17 protein-coding genes and 1 riboswitch are annotated in these 18,109 nt (G+C 43.6%); of the genes, 2 read left to right on the top strand and 15 right to left on the bottom strand.

The window, feature by feature from the left end; all coding sequences use genetic code 11:
* Nucleotides 1-389 precede the first annotated feature (389 nt).
* On the top strand, nt 390-1,742 hold the full coding sequence (locus BUB11_RS24600; RefSeq protein WP_427846336.1) for a cell wall-binding repeat-containing protein: 1,353 nt from the start codon (nt 390-392) through the stop codon (nt 1,740-1,742).
* Nucleotides 1,743-2,038: 296 nt separating this feature from the next.
* Here the strand turns inward: BUB11_RS24600 and BUB11_RS24595 are convergent, their stop codons facing one another.
* The 12 genes from BUB11_RS24595 to BUB11_RS28985 form a co-directional block, all read right to left on the bottom strand.
* A complete protein-coding gene (locus BUB11_RS24595; RefSeq protein ID WP_073033081.1) occupies nt 2,039-2,671 on the bottom strand; it encodes a YczE/YyaS/YitT family protein in 633 nt (210 codons plus the stop codon).
* Between the two features lie 60 nt (nt 2,672-2,731).
* The gene (locus tag BUB11_RS24590; protein WP_073033080.1) at nt 2,732-5,377 is read right to left on the bottom strand and encodes a translation factor GTPase family protein; all 2,646 of its coding nucleotides are present in this window, start codon (nt 5,375-5,377) and stop codon (nt 2,732-2,734) included.
* Between the two features lie 365 nt (nt 5,378-5,742).
* Nucleotides 5,743-5,829, bottom strand: a riboswitch (cyclic di-GMP riboswitch).
* 2 nt (nt 5,830-5,831) lie between these two features.
* Entirely contained in the window at nt 5,832-6,530 is a 699-nt protein-coding gene (locus BUB11_RS24585) for a hypothetical protein (protein WP_073033079.1), read from the bottom strand.
* 49 nt (nt 6,531-6,579) lie between these two features.
* Nucleotides 6,580-7,401, bottom strand: coding sequence for a class B sortase (locus BUB11_RS24580; RefSeq protein WP_242947745.1), 822 nt, complete (start codon nt 7,399-7,401; stop codon nt 6,580-6,582).
* A 23-nt stretch (nt 7,402-7,424) separates the two neighbouring features.
* On the bottom strand, nt 7,425-8,204 hold the full coding sequence (locus BUB11_RS24575; RefSeq protein ID WP_073033078.1) for a hypothetical protein: 780 nt from the start codon (nt 8,202-8,204) through the stop codon (nt 7,425-7,427).
* 86 nt (nt 8,205-8,290) lie between these two features.
* Complete coding sequence (locus tag BUB11_RS24570; RefSeq protein WP_073033077.1) at nt 8,291-9,937, bottom strand: hypothetical protein; 1,647 nt, start codon at nt 9,935-9,937, stop codon at nt 8,291-8,293.
* Between the two features lie 117 nt (nt 9,938-10,054).
* Nucleotides 10,055-10,861, bottom strand: a complete 807-nt coding sequence (locus BUB11_RS24565) for a hypothetical protein (protein WP_073033076.1) — start codon at nt 10,859-10,861, stop codon at nt 10,055-10,057.
* 11 nt (nt 10,862-10,872) lie between these two features.
* The gene (locus tag BUB11_RS24560; protein ID WP_073033075.1) at nt 10,873-11,367 is read right to left on the bottom strand and encodes a hypothetical protein; all 495 of its coding nucleotides are present in this window, start codon (nt 11,365-11,367) and stop codon (nt 10,873-10,875) included.
* A 165-nt stretch (nt 11,368-11,532) separates the two neighbouring features.
* The gene (locus BUB11_RS24555) at nt 11,533-12,519 is read right to left on the bottom strand and encodes a helix-turn-helix domain-containing protein (protein ID WP_073033074.1); all 987 of its coding nucleotides are present in this window, start codon (nt 12,517-12,519) and stop codon (nt 11,533-11,535) included.
* 258 nt (nt 12,520-12,777) lie between these two features.
* The gene (gene pta / locus BUB11_RS24550; RefSeq protein ID WP_073033072.1) at nt 12,778-13,749 is read right to left on the bottom strand and encodes a phosphate acetyltransferase; all 972 of its coding nucleotides are present in this window, start codon (nt 13,747-13,749) and stop codon (nt 12,778-12,780) included.
* Between the two features lie 249 nt (nt 13,750-13,998).
* The gene (locus tag BUB11_RS24545; protein ID WP_073033070.1) at nt 13,999-14,658 is read right to left on the bottom strand and encodes a DUF1847 domain-containing protein; all 660 of its coding nucleotides are present in this window, start codon (nt 14,656-14,658) and stop codon (nt 13,999-14,001) included.
* A 136-nt stretch (nt 14,659-14,794) separates the two neighbouring features.
* On the bottom strand, nt 14,795-15,040 hold the full coding sequence (locus tag BUB11_RS28985; RefSeq protein ID WP_427846335.1) for an ATP-binding protein: 246 nt from the start codon (nt 15,038-15,040) through the stop codon (nt 14,795-14,797).
* 264 nt (nt 15,041-15,304) lie between these two features.
* Between BUB11_RS28985 and BUB11_RS24535 the strand changes: the two genes are divergently transcribed.
* On the top strand, nt 15,305-16,024 hold the full coding sequence (locus BUB11_RS24535; protein ID WP_073033068.1) for a DUF3102 domain-containing protein: 720 nt from the start codon (nt 15,305-15,307) through the stop codon (nt 16,022-16,024).
* Between the two features lie 187 nt (nt 16,025-16,211).
* Here BUB11_RS24535 and BUB11_RS24530 read toward each other — a convergent pair whose 3' ends face one another.
* The 3 genes from BUB11_RS24530 to BUB11_RS24520 all read right to left on the bottom strand — a co-directional run.
* Nucleotides 16,212-16,838, bottom strand: a complete 627-nt coding sequence (locus BUB11_RS24530) for a Vat family streptogramin A O-acetyltransferase (protein WP_073033067.1) — start codon at nt 16,836-16,838, stop codon at nt 16,212-16,214.
* Between the two features lie 46 nt (nt 16,839-16,884).
* A complete protein-coding gene (locus tag BUB11_RS24525; RefSeq protein ID WP_427846334.1) occupies nt 16,885-17,607 on the bottom strand; it encodes an ATP-binding cassette domain-containing protein in 723 nt (240 codons plus the stop codon).
* Nucleotides 17,608-17,926: 319 nt separating this feature from the next.
* Nucleotides 17,927-18,109: zinc ribbon domain-containing protein (locus BUB11_RS24520; protein ID WP_143187709.1), on the bottom strand; the 183-nt coding region annotated here is incomplete at its 5' end.

Genomic DNA, 18,109 nt, shown 5'->3' with positions numbered 1-18,109 from the left:
TTTATACATTTTTGACCCATTCTCTCCGTACTTTATAAAGTCCCCAGCTGCAAAGACTAAAATCATCATTCGCTTAAGTCTGCATCTAAAGTCAACAGAATACACGAGAATTTCAACCTATTATAAACCTTTCGTTTCGTCATACAAATAATCAACCACCGTCTCAAGGGGGTCAATATTGCCATCCTTAACTTTATAATCCAACTTCTTCCCAACAAGACCTGAAAGCAATAGAGCTATTTTTTTGTTTATATCGTTAAAGAGAGGGGGAATATCGTGTTCAACAACTTGAATGATTCCTTCGGAATTGATTTTTAACTTACAAAGTAAGTCTGCTGCATCCCACTTATCTTCATTGTAGTAGTCCTTAAGGACGAGGTCATAACTCCATCCTCTTCGAACATTTCAGAATCTACATAGCCTTCAACAGGCATAACTTCTTTGATGGAACAACGAACAATTGGGCTATACCTGTTCAAGTCTCAGGCCTTACTAACGTCAAAGTCATAACCGCAGGAAGTGGTCATACAATGGCTACACTCCAGGACGGAACTGTATGGGTTTGGGGTATCGATCGTACCAAGCCATCAAATCACTCTCCTCTCGGTTATGATATATTATTAAGCCCGACACAGGTGCCCGGCCTAACTAATGTTCAAGGAATTTCTGCCGGACCAGGTAATTATATCGCCTTAACGACTGATGGCACAATTTTAACCTGGGGTAATAATATACAAGGGATTTTAGGAAATGGTACCGGAACTAAGCTCACGACTACCCCTAGTCCGGTAGTGGACACCCTTCTTCCAACCAGTACCAGACTTGCTGGTTATGACCGATTTGATACCTCTATCGCTATTTCTCAAAAAATGTTTCCTGCTGATTTTAGTACTAATGCCGTTCTAGTTGCTACCGGCTATAATTTCCCAGATGCTTTAGCCGGAGCAAGCCTCAGTGTGTTAGAAAATGCGCCTCTTTTGCTGGTTGACCCTTATGGTGATAATCAGAAAATAATCGACGAGATTAAACGAGTTCTAATCCCAGAGGGTAAAATCTATATTCTTGGCGGAACAGCAGTCGTATCTTCAGCTCTTGAAGCTGAGCTAAAAGATGAGCCATATTACCACTTTACTGTTCAGCGTCTTGCTGGTGTAACTAGTTATGGAACTGCTGCCAAGATCGCTAAACAAATTATGCCTTCTGGAGGCGGGGAAGTCATCATCACTACCGGAGAAAATTTCCCGGATTCTCTGTCGATATCCCCTTATGCTTCTGCCCTAGGTATCCCAATGGTTCTCGTTCAGAAGAACAACATCCCCGCTGAGCCTCTAGCCTATCTCAAAGATCTTAAACCAACCGAAATTACGATAGTTGGGGGAGTGGGTGCGGTTAGTGCTCAGGTTGAGCGACAACTCCAAGATCTTTTCCCAGATGCAAACTTCCGACGTTTTGGAGGCTTTGACCAGTATGAAACCTCAGCTATGATAGCCGATGCTCTCTTTGGTGACCTAAGTCCTAATCTTTTTGTGGCAACTGGTACAAATTTTCCTGATGCTCTAGCCGGTTCAATTTTTGCTGGTTCGGCCCTATCCCCTATCGTTTTAGTTAAACCAAACGAGATCCCTGAGAAATTAAGCTCGGTCTACCTCAACACCCTTTCACCCAAGAAAATCGTCGTCTTAGGTGGTACAAGTGTCGTTTCTGAAAATGTATTTAGCACTCTCAAATCCTTGCGCGACTAATACTGCTTGTCATTCATGCTGTGAGACACGTCAATACGACGAATGGCGGTACTTGGACCTTGGAGCAGTATACCAATTGGTTGACTGATGCTGGTTTGGAAGGTGCGAAATTAAACGAAGTGACCGGCCTACAAATCATTTCAGCGGCCTTCAAATGATCATTAAAGTACTGACTAACAAAGACCGATCATCATTTGATCGGTCTTTGTTAGTCAGTACTGCGGTATATTTCAGCTAGTTCTCGCTAAACCTTGAGATAAGTTGGTGTCAGGCATCAAACACCAGGTTGTGGTTTTTTAGGGAGTTATGCTCTTAAGATAGGTGTTCATATTCTTGTTTAAACGCGTTGTGTAGTGCATAAAAAATTTAATAAATACCCCGGTGATAAGGGCAGAAAATAATGTGCCGATACCGATAGGGCCGCTAAATAGGAAAGCAAGTATTACAAGGACAAGGCTCACTAGTGCCCGTGAAATTGCGACATTAAGACCCGTTAATTCATTGATGACTAGCATAGATCGATCCATGGGATTTGGTGCAAAGTCAGCTTGTAAATTAACTGCAACTCCTAAACCCACAAACCCTACTCCAAGTATTAAGCAAGAAGCTTGACCAAACAATGTTATAGGACTAATCAAATCGCCCAATACAAAAAGCCAAAGGTCTATTCCCATACCCGTAATCAAAGAGGTAAGTAAGGCGAAATATTCAGGCTTTCGGCGCTGAGCTGCTGCATTAAATAATACCAGAGCTAGACCTACAACAATTTCCCAACTTCCAATCGTTAATCCAAAGGTCTGAAATAATCCTACTAGGAGTGCGTCAAATGGGGAGGTTCCCATTAACGAACGAATTGTTAATGCTATCCCGAAGGTCATGATAACAATACCTGAGACGTAGAATATAAAACGCTGACGTGACTGAAACATATATTTCCTCCTCAACCTGCTGGAAATCTTAATCCTCTCTGTGACTTCGAGGATTAAGATTTACTGATCATTTTCTTTGTTAACTATTTCTTTAATCTGCTGTTTCGCGACAGGAGACAATGCATCTACCAGATAATTACGATCTATTCCCTTTGCCTCTTGATATTCCTGCTTTAGTCTTTCATTAGCCCCTTCGATCTCAACCTTCAGTTCTCTGGCGGATAATAAGGCGCCTCCCGCCCCCCTGATAATGAGTTGCTGTAAACCATCTGAGGTTGCAACTGTAATATTATATTTCTTCTGATTAACATAGGCGAACTTTTCGATATACTGGTCCGCCGTTTGTGCCTCCCTGGTATATACCAAATGGATATTATGATAGTCCATTACTTCCTCAAAATGCCCCTGAACACGATAAGCATCAAACACAACAATAATCCGGCATTTTCGAATCCCCTGATAATTACTTAGAGTATCAATCAATTTCATTCTGGCACCATCCATATTATCCTCTGCAAGCTCTTTCAGTTCAGGCCATGCGTGGATAATATTATAACCGTCCACAAGGAGATACTCTTCTTTGTTTTCCTTCTCTCCGACATAGGTAACCGGTTCATAATAACTGTCCCGGGCTGTTTTGCGGGTTTTCCAGGCAGATTTCTTCCCTTGGTTTGCATAGAAAGTTTTATTGATAATTTGGTCAATCTCCTCTAAACTGATCCACCGCTCTTCAGTGTATGAGGCCTGGTTTAGGGCTGTTTCTATCGACGAGTCTTCTTGCCGAAGATAGCTTTCAACATGCATATAATCCTTGACGGCATCCCATTCCACCAAAAAGCCCGAACCATGGGCACAGAATACCGATCCTGTCGGATTTACCAGGTCCCTTTCCGAATCATAGCCGGTATTTTCTATGACCTCGTCTGCATTATGGCATGGCTCGTACCCTTTCAGGCTGCAAAACAACCTGCCCAGTCCTTTGGTGTAGGCCATTACCTCTTTCTGATAATTCCTCATGGTTACAACGGGGGCACTCCCCATCAGAACTGCTGTCTCACCATTGGTCTCGGATATTTCGCACGTGCCGTCCATTTTCTCGATGTCACTCATAGCTCTTCCCACCATTTTTGCGGGCAATTCCAGCTGAAAAGCATAAAACGGCTCCAGCAATATGGACTTAGCCTCCTTTAACCCCTGGCGCACTGCACGATAGGTAGCCTCTCTAAAGTCTCCTCCATCGGTATGTTTATTGTGTGCTCGACCTGAAACTAAAGTTATTTTCATATCTGTGATTGCCGCCCCAGTCAGAACTCCTTTATGGGCCTTTTCTTCCAGATGGGTTAAAATAAGCCTTTGCCAGCTTTTACTTAAGCTATCCTCACTGCATTCCGCCCCAAACTGCAGACCGCTTCCCGGCTCACCCGGCGTGAGTATCAGGTGGACCTCCGCATAATGACGCAAGGGCTCGAAGTGCCCCACCCCTTCGACGACATTAGCAATCGTCTCCTTATAGACAATCCTTCCTTCATCGAAGGCCACACCCACACCAAAACGGCTTTGTATAAGACTCTGCAGAATTTCAATCTGTACCTCTCCCATAATCTGTGCCTGTATTTCCTGCAGCTGTTCATCCCAGCCAATATGAAGTTCCGGCTCTTCCTCTTCAATCTGACGCAGCTTAGGAAGCATCACTCTTGGGTCACACCCTTGGGGCAGAAGAATCTGATAGGACAGCACGGGTTCCAATACTGGAGTATCTGAAGCTTCCTCTATCCCTAAACCTTCTCCGGGCCTGGCTTGGCTAAGTCCTGTTACTGAGCATACAGAACCTGCCTCTATCTCATTCACTGCCTCGAATTTCTGTCCGGAATAGATACGAATTTGATTAACTTTCTCTTTCCAGATCTTATTCGTTAAGACATCTTTCACCTTGAGTCTTCCACCTGTAAGCTTCATATACGTAAGACGGTTCCCCTGCTCGTCTCTTGCTACTTTGAATATTTTAGCCCCGAATTGATCGGGATAAGAAGGGGTCATGGCATACTTCACAATACCCTGCATAAATTGCTCAACGCCCTCTAATTTTAAAGCGGAACCAAAAAAGCAGGGGAAAACTTTGCGCCCAGTGACCGCTCTTTTAATCTGGGAAGTTTCAATATGTCCCGTTGCCAGAAAGGTTTCCATCATTATTTCTTCACACATGGCCAGTTGGTCATAGAAATCCTCCGTCTGTACTTCTCCAAATTCAATACACCCATCATCCAACTGATTTTTCAATTCTTTCATTAACTTGTCCTTATCCGTCCCATTCTGATCCATCTTATTGATGAATAGAAAAACCGGTATCCTATACGTGTGAAGGAGCCGCCATAGTGTTTTGGTATGCCCCTGCACCCCATCCGCACCGCTTATCACTAAAATGGCATAATCCAGCACCTGAAGTGTTCTCTCCATTTCAGCCGAAAAATCTACGTGTCCCGGGGTATCTAGTAAGGTAATCTGAGTCTCACCTATTTCGAAGATCGCCTGCTTGGAGAAAATGGTGATTCCTCTTGCTCTCTCTAGATCATAGGTATCTAAATAAGCATCCTTATTGTCCACCCTGCCTAATCTGCCTATTTTTCCGCTCAGATAAAGCAGACTTTCAGACAATGTCGTCTTGCCTGCATCCACATGTGCTAATATTCCAATGACTAATTTGCCCATAATCTATTTCAAATCCTTCTGTTTGTCAGTTTCTCAAAATCACAGCCCCTTTAGGCCTGAATGTCACGTATCCATTATTATGATACTAGTAAGTTTGGCATTTGACAATTTTATCGTGAGAAACATAACCAAAAGCCCTTCATCAGGTCACAGAGGTATGAATCTATGTGCCAATCATAAAAAACTAGTGGCTATTGAAAAGAACGACAAGAACCCCTTTTTGGTGTCCATAAAAACAAGTAAGAGAGTAAAATTTGCTATTTCAGCAAATTTTACTCTCTCATTGTTTTCAAAAGTGAAAAGGAGCTGCCTTTTCACTGAATGTCCACAGACATCATTATGCCCCCCTGTTTTTACGTGTAACTTTCGGCAGCCAGTCTATCATAGCGCTTGGTGAGCGCGTAGATCCTTTGGCTTTCAGTCCCTGCCTTTTGGCAGGACCCTAATTGTTGAATTATTGTGTTTTCGCCGACTCAGAAGGTGTAAGCGGTGCTATTTCAAAATCTAATTCGTCCTCGCTCAATCTTTTAATCGTTCCTACAAAGATTCCAAACATATCTGTTTCAAGCTCAATTATATTATTTGTTTGCTGCATAACACATGTAAGCGAAAAATCCAGCTTATCACCCCATGCAAATTGGTAACCCCCTGCAGAACCTTTTACAGTGGCTGGATTTTCTCCTTTTGTGGGCATAAGGAACTCGGCCGTAGACACATCAGCAAGTCTTTCATCTATTTTATCGTCTTGTGTAAGAGCGGCAAGATCAGTTGGTTTCAATACAAATGTAAAACCATGTGCCTCATGGCTGGTCTTATACTCTAAGAAATCGATATTTTCCGGATCCTCCAATTTTTTCTTCATATCAGTGAAACTGGTAATATAAGCTGTCCCGGTAAATTGGCCATCATAAGGGGAATCGTTATGGTTGGTGGCAATCATCCTCATTATGTTTTCCGACATAATTTCGCTCTGCCCACCTAAACTGCCCATATACGGAGCCGTTATAGTTTGATCGATTTTAATAACCCAACCGCCTTCAGCGGTAGGTTGTTCTACACCCTCACTATCCTTTCCCGTGACTGTTTCCCCGCATCCCGAGAGAGAGAACATAAAACAGAGCATCAGTGTTACCGCAATCATCTTATGTTTCATCAGTCGTTTCACCTCGTTCTTATTAAGATCGTTCATATCTAAGCGGCATTTACCTCATCTCGTCTTCTGCGTCTCTTTTTGCTACCACGACAAAACGCCCATTTTCTGTGTGATAACTGCATGTGGACAGCGTAATAAGTTCATCGCCATATTCAGGAACACTTCCGGTGTCATACAGCGACAGCGCCTTGATGCTTTTAATAAATTGATTGTAGCTTTCCTGATCCTCGGCATCTGTGAACTGATAATACTTAAATACCTGCTCGGTTTTATTGTATACCTTGGAATAAAACACAGCGACAATGCGGTAATTACCTGGGCGGTATAGGGTATCGAAACGGATGAACGGATGCTCCCTGCAAAACATTTCGTCCTTATAGGCGAACAGCCCTGCAAACATCGCTCCGTTTCTCATATTGTGACCATGGATGATCAGATTGTCGCTCGGCCACATAAAATCACAGGCTGTGTCCAAAATTGGCAGACCATTTTTTTTGGCATTCTTATCAAAGCCTCTGTCAAGATAGTACCCCTCATTATCAGGCGTTTGCATAACAGGGTAATCAATTTCCGTGCCGTCAATCGCAAGCCAACCGATCATGTCGTTGTTTTGCTCGTATAGCATTTTTAGCCCCGGAAGTATGACAGGGTGCTGTGGTAACAGGGCGGAGGATGGCTCCGGTAGAAAAGCCTTCGGCATATCGCATGGCGACATTGCGGCGGTGCTTTTTGCCTTCCTCAGGGCATCCATTTCCCATTGCAGCGCTCTATGTTCCATAAAACTGCTTGCCAAAATTCCCGCACATACGGCGAACAGAGAGGCAGAAATGACGGCGGCGATAATCCACAGTTTACGTTTTATGCCGACCACCGCCTTTCTGCATTTTCTATATATTATGCTTTTTTGAGAGCACGTTTGGCAAAAATGACCGTTGCTCCAAGCAAAAGATTCGCTGCAGGGAACACAAGATACAGTAGACTATCATCGCCGGTCTTAGGCACATCGTCGAGCTTGGTTTCCGTTTTGTCCACCGGAACTACGGAGGATTGAGCTAGAGAGGGAGCTACAGCGGGAGTTACAGAGGGAGTTTGTTGTTCCGGCTTTGGCGCTGTTTGTGGCTGGTCTGCCGGCTTCTGAGGCGGGACTGCTCCAATCGCCACCTGGTTGGAAAATGCCGAGTAGATATAGTCCCACTCGCCAGCGCCCTCTCCATAGTAGTATTGATAAAAGAGCTGCAGTTTTAAATCGTAGGTATGCTTGGAGATATCGATCGCACTGACACTTTCATCTATCACAGGGTAAACGCTGACCTGATAGCTGCCGGATTTCCCAGCCACAGAGGCATCTTCGTTCTCTGTAATGACATCCAGATATCCTCCGTCCCATTTCTCAAACGCTCCCTTGTCGATACTCACATAGTAGTCAAGGAATACGGCGCCATCGGTGGGGCGGGTCTTGTCAAGTTCCAGAACGCTTTGAGGTATCTTCACTTCCAGCAAAAAATAAGGCTTACCGCTCTCATCGTTTTTAGGCTCGATTTTTTCCACCATGGGCGGCTCAATTGCTCCGGGAACACCCTCTGGAAGTGCCGCGAAGGCGGTGGTGGAAAACAAGGCGGTCATGATAAGCGCCGCCGCCAAAGAGGTAAGGGTTTTAAAGGATCTTTTTCTCATAATGATTCTCCTTTTCAAATTTATTTGGTATTCTCTTCTGTCAGTAAAAACAGAGGAGAATGAATCCCTAATCCATTTCGCACTCCCTATCTTGGCGTATGCTTGAGCGTAAACTCGTAAATACCCGTGCTGCTTTCTTCTGTGCCTCTGATAGCTTCTGTCATTTGATCTAAGCCATTTTTTAAATTCATAGGTATTGAAAAGTTTATTCCATCATAGTTTTCTGAGAAAAGATTAGCGTAAAGGTAATGGTTGCCGTTTAATGAAAACTGAAATCCATCTGACGCTGTGTAATTAATTGTGTCAGGAGCTATTCTGTTTATTGACAGCTTTATTTCGTATTTATCTTTATCGGTACTTATGAGATAAGCATGCGCCTTTACTTCAGTGGGTGAGTTTGCAAGCTTTGTATCCCGCTTACCGTTTAAGGTGTAGTCCGTAAATTCACACTGACCCCCTCCGGTCAAAAACTGTCTTTTATGCGTGAAGGTCTCCATATCAAACTCAAGCAACACTTCACCCGACGTTTTCCAGACCGATGTGTCGCCCTCACTGTCCGTATCTGTCACTTCCCCTTCAATCGAAAGCGTAAAGGTGAGAGCATCCCGCAGCTTCTCCTTGAATTTCTCCGAAAGTTCCATGGTTTGATTAAAGTCCTGAGCTATAATTGCCCTCCCCTGCAGCAAGGCCATTACCTTGCATAACGCCGTGTAGTTGTGGTTTTTCTTTATCCTTTCGACCTGCTCTTCGGCGGATCTCTCCATCCAGTCGGAGAAAGTTTCAAAATACGGATTAAAAGAGGCGTCCATCCCCAATCTGTGGGCCGCTTTCAGCACGATAAATGACAGGTTCATCACCGGTACTAATTTCTCATTGTCGTTTTTATAGGTACGGATCAATTTGTCCACCTTTTTGATCAGCCGTTCCTGCAATTGCCGCGCATACTCAATGGATTCTTCACTGCCGCCCATCAGATGGGTTCGGTTGCCAGCTGCAAGCATTTTTACGATCAAATCCTTTTCCGGCTGCATGACCAGACTGATGTAGAGACTGACCGGCCGCCTTTCCGACAGTATGTCGCAGGTAAATTCAAAATTGGGCGGAATGGGAGGAACGGAAACAGGCGTTTTTAAAAAAGCCTTTACTTCTTTGATTGTTTCGGCATAGTCTGCCTCTGCTTTTTCAGCAAGCTCCTGCAGCTCCTGCTCCGAGGTTGGCGTGTAGGTGAAGTAGGAAGAAAAATGCTCAATTTCGGCAATAAGGGTATTATTGGAAAATACTGCTTTTGAAAAATTTAAAGCCTTTCCCTCAGATGTCCCTCCTAACACACAAGACTGCTCAGATACGAGGGGCCCCCTTACATTGAGATAAACAGGATTGATAAAATGCAGCCCTTCTGGTTTCAGCACCACACCTCCGATTTTGTTTCCATTTAAGACATCCTGCTTGACATCACTTACCAACTGCATCGATATTGTTTCGTCATACATCAATGCATTCTGCGGAATTACAAGCTGCCATTCGTTTCCGTCCGGATCGGCGAGGCTCAAGGTTTTCGCTCCCTGGGACGGTCTGTATTCCTCCGATACGGTTGTTTTACTTAATGTGAAGGACACATCGCCCAAATCATTTATTTGTACCGGTTCCTGTTCTGACAATTCGCTGCTTTTGCACCCAGTGACAAGGGTCAAAAAAAGAATGGAGAGCAAAGACATTGCGAGTATTTTTTTCATTTTCACTCCCCCACGTGCTTTTTAAGTAATTCTGATTAGCCGCCGTCCGATCTTTCCCAGTCATCATCTATTTTGGAAAAATACGGCAACCTGATTTCCAAGCGGAAATCAAATTGTTTATTTCACTTTTTCCATAATTACGCTTGCCAGATTTTTATCTTCACCGGAAGTCCAATAAGCGTGTACCCAATCGCCGCTTTCGTTATAAGCCCTGAAATCAATGGCGCTTAGACTGCCGGTTTCATCGATGTCTTGGGTATAGCCATTCTCCTTCAGTTGTTTTACGTAGTTTTCAAAATCGGCTTTTTCGACATATTCCAAATCCACGGAAACAGACTCGCCGTTTTTCAGGACATCAATAATTTTCCCCTCCAACTCAGGAATTCCGATCATATACTCGGAGGGCCAGGCAGCCAAATCCGTCATATCCACAGGCCTGGCAGAAGATGTCCCGCCAGCGCTGTCTTTAGCTGTGTCTTTGTGCCGGAAGGAGATCACACCTTCCTTTGGACTTACATTGTATAAAAAATCGACTCTTGCACCGGTTGTATCCTCGCCGTTTGCGGAGATCAGATCGTCAGCAGCTACCTTCAAACCTCCCGCATAGCCAAGTTCCTCAATCTTTTTCGCATACGCACCAGCCTCTTCTTTGGACATTTCTACAAAGGTCACCGTGCATTGCTTTGTTGCTTCATCCCTAATGACAGCGGTGATTTTCCCTTTGGGTTCAGGGAGATTCCCCATAAGATCCTTTGGCCACTTTAAATCCTCTCCGAGATTAATAGAAGGTTCATTCTGCGCATTCCCTTTGTTTTGGGTTGCACCACCGCTCTGACTCGTTTTATCTGCGCCGCAAGCTGCCAGCACGAGAATCAGACAGAGCAGGATTGCTTCTAATCCAGCTATTCTAAAATACTTTTTCATAAACATCCCCCCTACTTAATGAATATCACAGCGCCGTGAGTAATTTGGCCTCCATCTTCTGCGATGGGAAAGAAAATTGCGCTTTGATGCTTTGAGCAATCTGCCTGCTTACTGGAACTTTCTCTGATAAACATCGCCAGTGGATCAAATAGATTCGTTAGAAAGCTGGTTTTCCCAGAAAATACATCCTCTACAGCATCAAGAATCTGAAAGTTTGAGTCGGTAATACGGTTTAAAATATTATGCATTTTTACACATGATTCGGTTATATATAACCCTGTTTCTTCCGTTAACGCATTGCTGACAAACACTATAGTACCATCCTGCCGAAAGACTGCCATGGGGTAGATAAATTCTCGGATTGTCTGCGAGAATAATCCCTCCTCCAGAATCAGCTCCTGAAATCGACCCACCACCATATCCTGGACATGCTTTTCTTTTCGCAGGGTATTTAGCGGCTCGACAAGCGCCTCAATGGCCTGCTCTTTTGTCTTTTTTTCTTTCACCGCAGGTACTCACCTCCCCTATGTGCTTGCTGCAAATCAAATATATAACCGTTATAGGGATCGAGATAGTAATCCAGTGCTGAGTTTCCGTAATTTATGGCTACATTGCAAACAAAAAGAGCCTCCATATAACGATGGAAGCCCTTTTTCCTGTGGTTTTCAGGTCTAAATTACTGAATTTCGGTATTGAGAAGGTGTCATACCTACCTTTGCTTTGAATACTCTCGAGAAATTTCCATCATAATCCACGCCGCAGCTTTCGAAAGCCTGCGTCACAGACAGGTTTTTATCACATAGCCTTTCCTTGATTTTGCAAACCTTGACATCCTGATAATAACCGTATGGTGTCATGCCTGTATGCTTTTTAAAAAGCCTGGTAAAGTGGTATCTGCTCAGCTTCACAACGCTTACCAATTCATCTATGTCGAAGTCCTCCAGCCAATTGTTTTCTATGTATTCCTTCGCCTTCACCATTTCCTCTTTGCCATCATACAGCTTGGATGTAACAAAGACATGCACCACATAGGCCAGTCGATCCTGATCGTCATAAATTGGGTAACAGATGATGTTCTGATAGCAGCTGTCAAAACATAATTCGCCCGTCTCAAAGCGATCAATAATCCCTCGGATTGGCATGTTCAAATTTTGAAAATGTACGATTTCTCCTTGAAATGACCTTGCGATTTGTGCTCTGACTTCTTCTCCCCACTTATCAATGACAGTATCTTTCAAGACATTGAATTTTCCAACGATATGATCTTTAGAGGGTATATGCATCACCCTTAGACACGCTTCATTCGTTAATACCATCATTCCATCCGGAGAGTAAACATGAATGGGATAGGGGAAAAATTCTATAATTCTTGAAAGCATAGCATCATTTGCGTTCAGTGATTCAAACGGCAAAGCAAAGCTGTTTTGTATATCTTCCTTTGATTTACGATTATCTTTTTCACATGCTTCAGCCGTTTCTCTCAAAATACGAGTTTTTTTCCGCCTTCCGTCATCTGGTTTCGGAGCATCTTTTGGGATGAGCCACAGATTTCCTTTTTTTGTTGCACCCTCGATACGGCCCTCCGCACAATACAACGTCACTATTCTATTGCCGAGTCCCCATTTTTCACCGACTTCCTTTATTGTCAGATACTCCACTCTTACCGCGACCTTTCGCTGCAGATCTTGTTATTAGCATGTTGCAAGCCTTCGCATATTGCAATAAATCGCAATATATTATTATTCAGGCGGCAAGACTTTTAGGATAAAGGTAAGTATGAGTTGTGCTATCTTCTTTATAAGTGTTGACTTGTCCGTTCTGGAAATAGCTGTTTTACATTTTTTCTCATCTGCATGATTAACAGCTCGAATAAACCTGCCTTTGTTTTGAATAACTTCCCGGTTTTGAGTTAGCCATTACTTAAGACTGGCAGTGATTATACCCATCTTGTAAACCTCTTCGGCAGTGCACCCCCTTGAAAGGTCATTAACAGGAGCGTTCAGACCCTGGAGAATCGGACCGAAAGCATCAAAATTTCCTAGTCGCTGCGCTATTTTATAACTGATGTTCCCTGAATTAAGATCCGGGAAAATGAAGGTGTTAGCCTGACCCGCTACTGGCGAATCAAAAGCTTTTGTTTTAGCAACAACAGGAGAGAAAGCTGCATCAAATTGCAGCTCACCGTCGACTGGAAAATCAAGGCTCATTGCTTTTAATTTTTCCACAGCATTACGCATCATATCGACAGTCTCACCTTTACCGGAGCCTAATGTACTGTAGGAAAGCATAGCCACCTTCGGGTCTACAGCAAAATACCTTGCTGTTCTCGCTGTTTCCACAGCAATTTCAACCAACTCATCCTCTGTGGGTTTAACGTTGATAGCGCAATCGGCCATGAGATATGTTTCCTCGCCATCCGGAGTAGAGCGGTGCAGAACAAAACAGCTTGAGACAAGCTTATTGCCAGGCTTTGTCTTAATAATCTGCAAAGCGGGGCGAACCGTATCAGCCGTGGAATAAGTGGCTCCGCCCAGGAGAGCGTCGGCATAACCCATCTTTACGAGCATGATGCCAAAATAATTGGCTTTTGACAAAAGAGCACGGCAAGTAGCCTCATCCACTTTTCCCTTTCTCAGGGCATACAATTCAGCAGCCATTCTATCGATACCTGCATAGGTGAGGGGATCAATAATTTCAATCCCGTCTACAGGCCAACCGATGTCTTCGGCCCCAGCTTCTACCTCAGAGTGATTGCCGAGAAGTATTGGCACGAGGATACCTTCCTTATGCAGGCGACTTGCTGCCTCAAGAATCCTGGGATCAGATCCCTCAGTAAAAACGAGCGTTCGCTGCTTCCTCTTTAATAACGCAATCATAGGTTCAAACATAGTTCATCCCCCGCCATTTCCCAATCTATTGACTATTCACCACTTTCTTGCATCACTTCCAAATAGTATATTAATTATTCTGAAATTTTAAAAAAACCGTAAATATACTTCTCGGATAAGATCGCATCTGTTATTCCATAATAATTTTATTTTTAATTTTCACACTTTTCATTGTCATCTTTTTATCATACTATATAAGCTAAAATTCAATAACCTTCACATCCCCCTGAATTAGGGGGATGTGTTCTTTTATTCGCTATCGTTTTCCTCAAGCAATCTCGTATAGTAAAATCCACTTGTATATAATGCTCCTGCAGGATTATGAGCAAGTACACGATCCTTAGTAATAAGCGTTGTCACAGGTGCCTCTGAGTACTTAATAAATATTGAGTCATGACCAACACATAGCCCGACTATCACATTTAAGTCTGTCTTTTCTTTATTAAGTAACTTTGCCTGCAAAACAGGATTACATAAGGATTCATGACTGCCCTTTTTAATTTTAAACTCTTCGTCTATTCCGATTTCTGTTTTGTCAGTTGAGCTTACTTTACAGATCACACAATAACTTTCCAGCCCTTTTGCATTAAGTATTTTTGCAAAGGTTTTAGCTTCACTCATTAATCCAACACAAGTTGCGATCCCAATTTTTTTTGCTTCGATTCTTTTAGCAAAGAGAATAATTTCCTCTACACGAGTTATCTTACCAAAGTATGTCCCCTCAATTTCTGCTGCCGCATGGGAGAACTTAGAAACAAACTCATCCTTTAGATAAAGCCTATTCGCTTCTTCGATCATTTCACTATCAGTATTCGTTGTGAGGCAGAATTGCGGAAAGCTTTTTTCTCTCCTATAGCAATTTACAGGTCCGCAGTCTGCGCAACTTAGATTCTTTGTTTCTTTACTCATTTTCCAACCCCCTTTTTAAACTGGTCCGATATTCGACTGATGTTGTGTCACCTCTGGTTTTACCAGCAGAAATTAAACCCATTCGAAAGATTCTTCAATTTTCTTTGTTTTCCTTCTTTTTGTCAAAAATAAGCGCCTAAAAATTATTATCTTCAGTTGTCTCCATAAGACTTTGGAAAATAAAAAAGGCAGACTGCAAATTAGTATACAGCCTGCCTTTACTTAATTTATTCAGGTTATGAGGTGTTGACGTTGTTTTCGCAATTGACAACCCTAAGCCATACCCTTCGGTTTCCTGTGTTCTGGCGGGGTCTGCTCTATAGAATCTGTCAAAAACTTTCGGCAAATCCTGTTCTGCTATTCCTTTCCCGCTATTTTTTATAGAAAATATAATGAAATACTCTTTTTATTTTGTATATGTGTTAAATACTCTCTGCTTAGCACTTGCCCTGCTGCAATCTCAGGTTCAATCAAGGCGACTGCAATATACTCATATATTCTCCGCAAATAGCGCAGTCTGTCGATATTTGTAACATAGCGTAACGCCCGCCTGCCGTATTTACTGAAGCTCTCACACTCGCCTGGGGACCGGAATATTTTATAGCATGTTCTGTAAAATATCACCAGTAAAGGGAGTATAACCAGAATGAGTGTTGTATTATCTGCCCGAACGTCGGCGCAAATCGCCTCCGAGATTAACTTAATTAAAAGCCGGACCGACAAAATCATACTCCAAAACTGCGTTCAAATCGGGCACTGCCTGACGGAGGCCAAGGCAGTGCTTCCGTATGGGGAATGGGGGAAATGGCTGAAGGAAGAAGTCAGTTATTCCCAGCGGACAGCCGAGCACCTGATGCGGATCTACCGGGAATTCGGGTCCAAACTCGCCTCCCCCGGCGAGGACTTGCCAGATTCGAATCTGGATTCGAATCTTAGTTTCTCCCAGGCGGTCGTCCTCCTGGGCATTCCGGCGGAGGAGCGGGAAGAATTTATGGCTTGCCACGATGTTGAAAATATGAGCAAACGGGAACTGCAGGCGGCTGTTCAGGAAAAGAAACAGCGCGAGGAACTGGTCCCGATCGTAAGGGTAACCCAAAAGCTTAGAAAAATACAGCCCAAAACCGTGCTGCCAACCGCCGAAAACAGGAAGTACGACGAGCAATTTGCCCTGCACCGCGACAACATGCTCAGCGCCTATAATGAGCTGTTGAAAACACTCGTTGCCCAGAGCAGGATAGACACGGCGCGGAAGGAAATCAACCGGAAAAAGGCCTTGGAGATTGCGACCAATATGGTTAAGACGCTGCAGGAATATCCGCCTGCGATTAGAACAAATATGGATATTGAAACGGATAACCCGGGATAATGCCATACCTCTCCGGGGTGTCCGTTGATCCCCATCCACCCGCTCAGCGGGTGGTTTGCTCTAGCCCTATAAGGGCTGGGTACAGGCTGAGCCTAAAGGCTCGCTGAAAGTTCCGCCAACCGCACTCTGTCACGAACTACCCCTAAAGATGTTGCGGGGCTATTTTTTCTTGTTCTTTTCTACTGGCTCACCCGTAAACTAAACCAGCTTCCGATGTTAGCTTTTCAAGATTATCAAATATCTTCTCTTCATCCCAGTTCCACCATTGAAGCTTTAGTAAGAACTCAACTTTTTCATCACTGAATCGTTTCTTAATAAATTTGGCTGGGTTACCGCCATATATTGTATAAGGCTCAATATTTTTTGTCACAGTCGAGTTAGCGGCAATAATAGCACCATCACCAACTTTAACACCCGGCATGATCGTAACATTTTGCCCTAGCCAAACATCGTTGCCAATCACCGTGTCCCCCTTGAAAGGCAGATCCTCTCTTGCAGGAGTGACCTTTTCCCACCCATTTGCAAAGATATTAAAGGGATAGGTTGTAATTCCATCCATTCTGTGGTTTGCGCCATTCATGATAAACTTAACACCCTCGGCAATGGCACAGAACTTGCCAATGATCAGTTTATCCCCCAGGAATTCGTAGTGGTGTTCTATATTATCATAGAATTTCTCCGGAGATTTTTTGTTATCGCTATAATAAGTGTATTCCCCAATCTCCACATTGGGTCTTTTAGGCAGATTACTTATATAGCAAACCGTCTTTATCTTTTCATTGGGATAAAGTTTTTTCTTATCCGGTCCGGGCATAGAATGCTTCCTCCTTTTTCAAATCTTATAGACTCAGTAAATCAATTTACCGGATTAAGTTCAATTTATTATCTTTGATTTCATAAACCAGGTCAGCCACATTATCAAGCAGCCGCTGGTCATGGGTGATAAACACGATAGTTCCCGCATATCCCTTCATCAGTACTTCCAAGGCCTCTAAGCCGGGCAGATCAAGAAAGTTGCTCGGTTCGTCCATTAACAGGATATTATACCTGCCCATAACCATTTTAGCCAGCTGCAATTTAATCATTTCGCCGCCGCTTAAAACCGCTAACTTTTTGCCAATATCTTTTTGGACAAAACCCATCGAGGCCAGAACTGAACGGATTTCCGATATAGTGTAATCACAATCCTCCTGAATAAATTCCATGACCTCCTGATTACGGTTGTACTTATAACCGTTTTGGGCAAAGTAACCTATTTCAGCCTTAGGAGAAATTGAGATACCCTCTTCACGGTTTAATATCATTTGAATCAAGGTTGTTTTTCCGGAACCATTCCCTCCTGTCAGTGCTGCTTTGGCCCCAAGGGGGATGTTGAACGATGCGTTTTCCAATAATACCTTATCTCCAAACCTTTTGTTGATTTCTCTACCCATAATCGGATAGGGATTATGAAGTTCAAGGGCTTTACTCTGTCGAAAACGAATGGTGCGGATGGCTTCCGGAGCTTCCGCCTCCCCCAAAGCAGCAATCCTGTGTTCCATGGACTTAGCGGCATTAAACAGTGTTTTTTGCTTGCTCCCCATGGTTTTCTGATGTCCTAAACGCCCGCCGCTTTCGGAACTATTTTTCTTTGCTGCTCCTTTCTCTTTGCGATCAATTTTGCGTGCCTGCTTGCGCTTTTCCTCAGCGGCTCGTTCTAATCTGTCCCGTTCAGCAACAAATTGTTCGTATCTCGCAGCCTGGCTTTGGCGTTCTTCCTCTTTTTGGCGAAGATAGTCAGAATAGTTCCCCCAGTACTCTTTGACACTCCCCTTGGATGAATCCAGGGGATTCCAGGTTCATCATACCGGCTTATGCCGTGTACTCCCCAAGCTTAAACCGCGTGTCCCGCGGCAAAGAAATTTATCCTGCCAGCCTTAATCCTTCTCTAAGGATATTTTTGGCCGCGTTTTCATCTCGATCATGATACATGCCGCAAATTGGGCATATCCATTCTCGCAGGTTTAAGTTTTTTACATCCTTATTGCGATAACCACATGCAAAACAAAGCTGACTGGATGGGAATGTTTTGCCGATGATCGATAA

Origin of the sequence: Desulfosporosinus lacus DSM 15449 (genome assembly GCF_900129935.1) — a bacterium.
Classification (GTDB): domain Bacteria; phylum Bacillota; class Desulfitobacteriia; order Desulfitobacteriales; family Desulfitobacteriaceae; genus Desulfosporosinus; species Desulfosporosinus lacus.
Note: the sequence above shows the minus strand (reverse complement) of the source record. Positions and strands in the feature narration are given on the sequence as shown.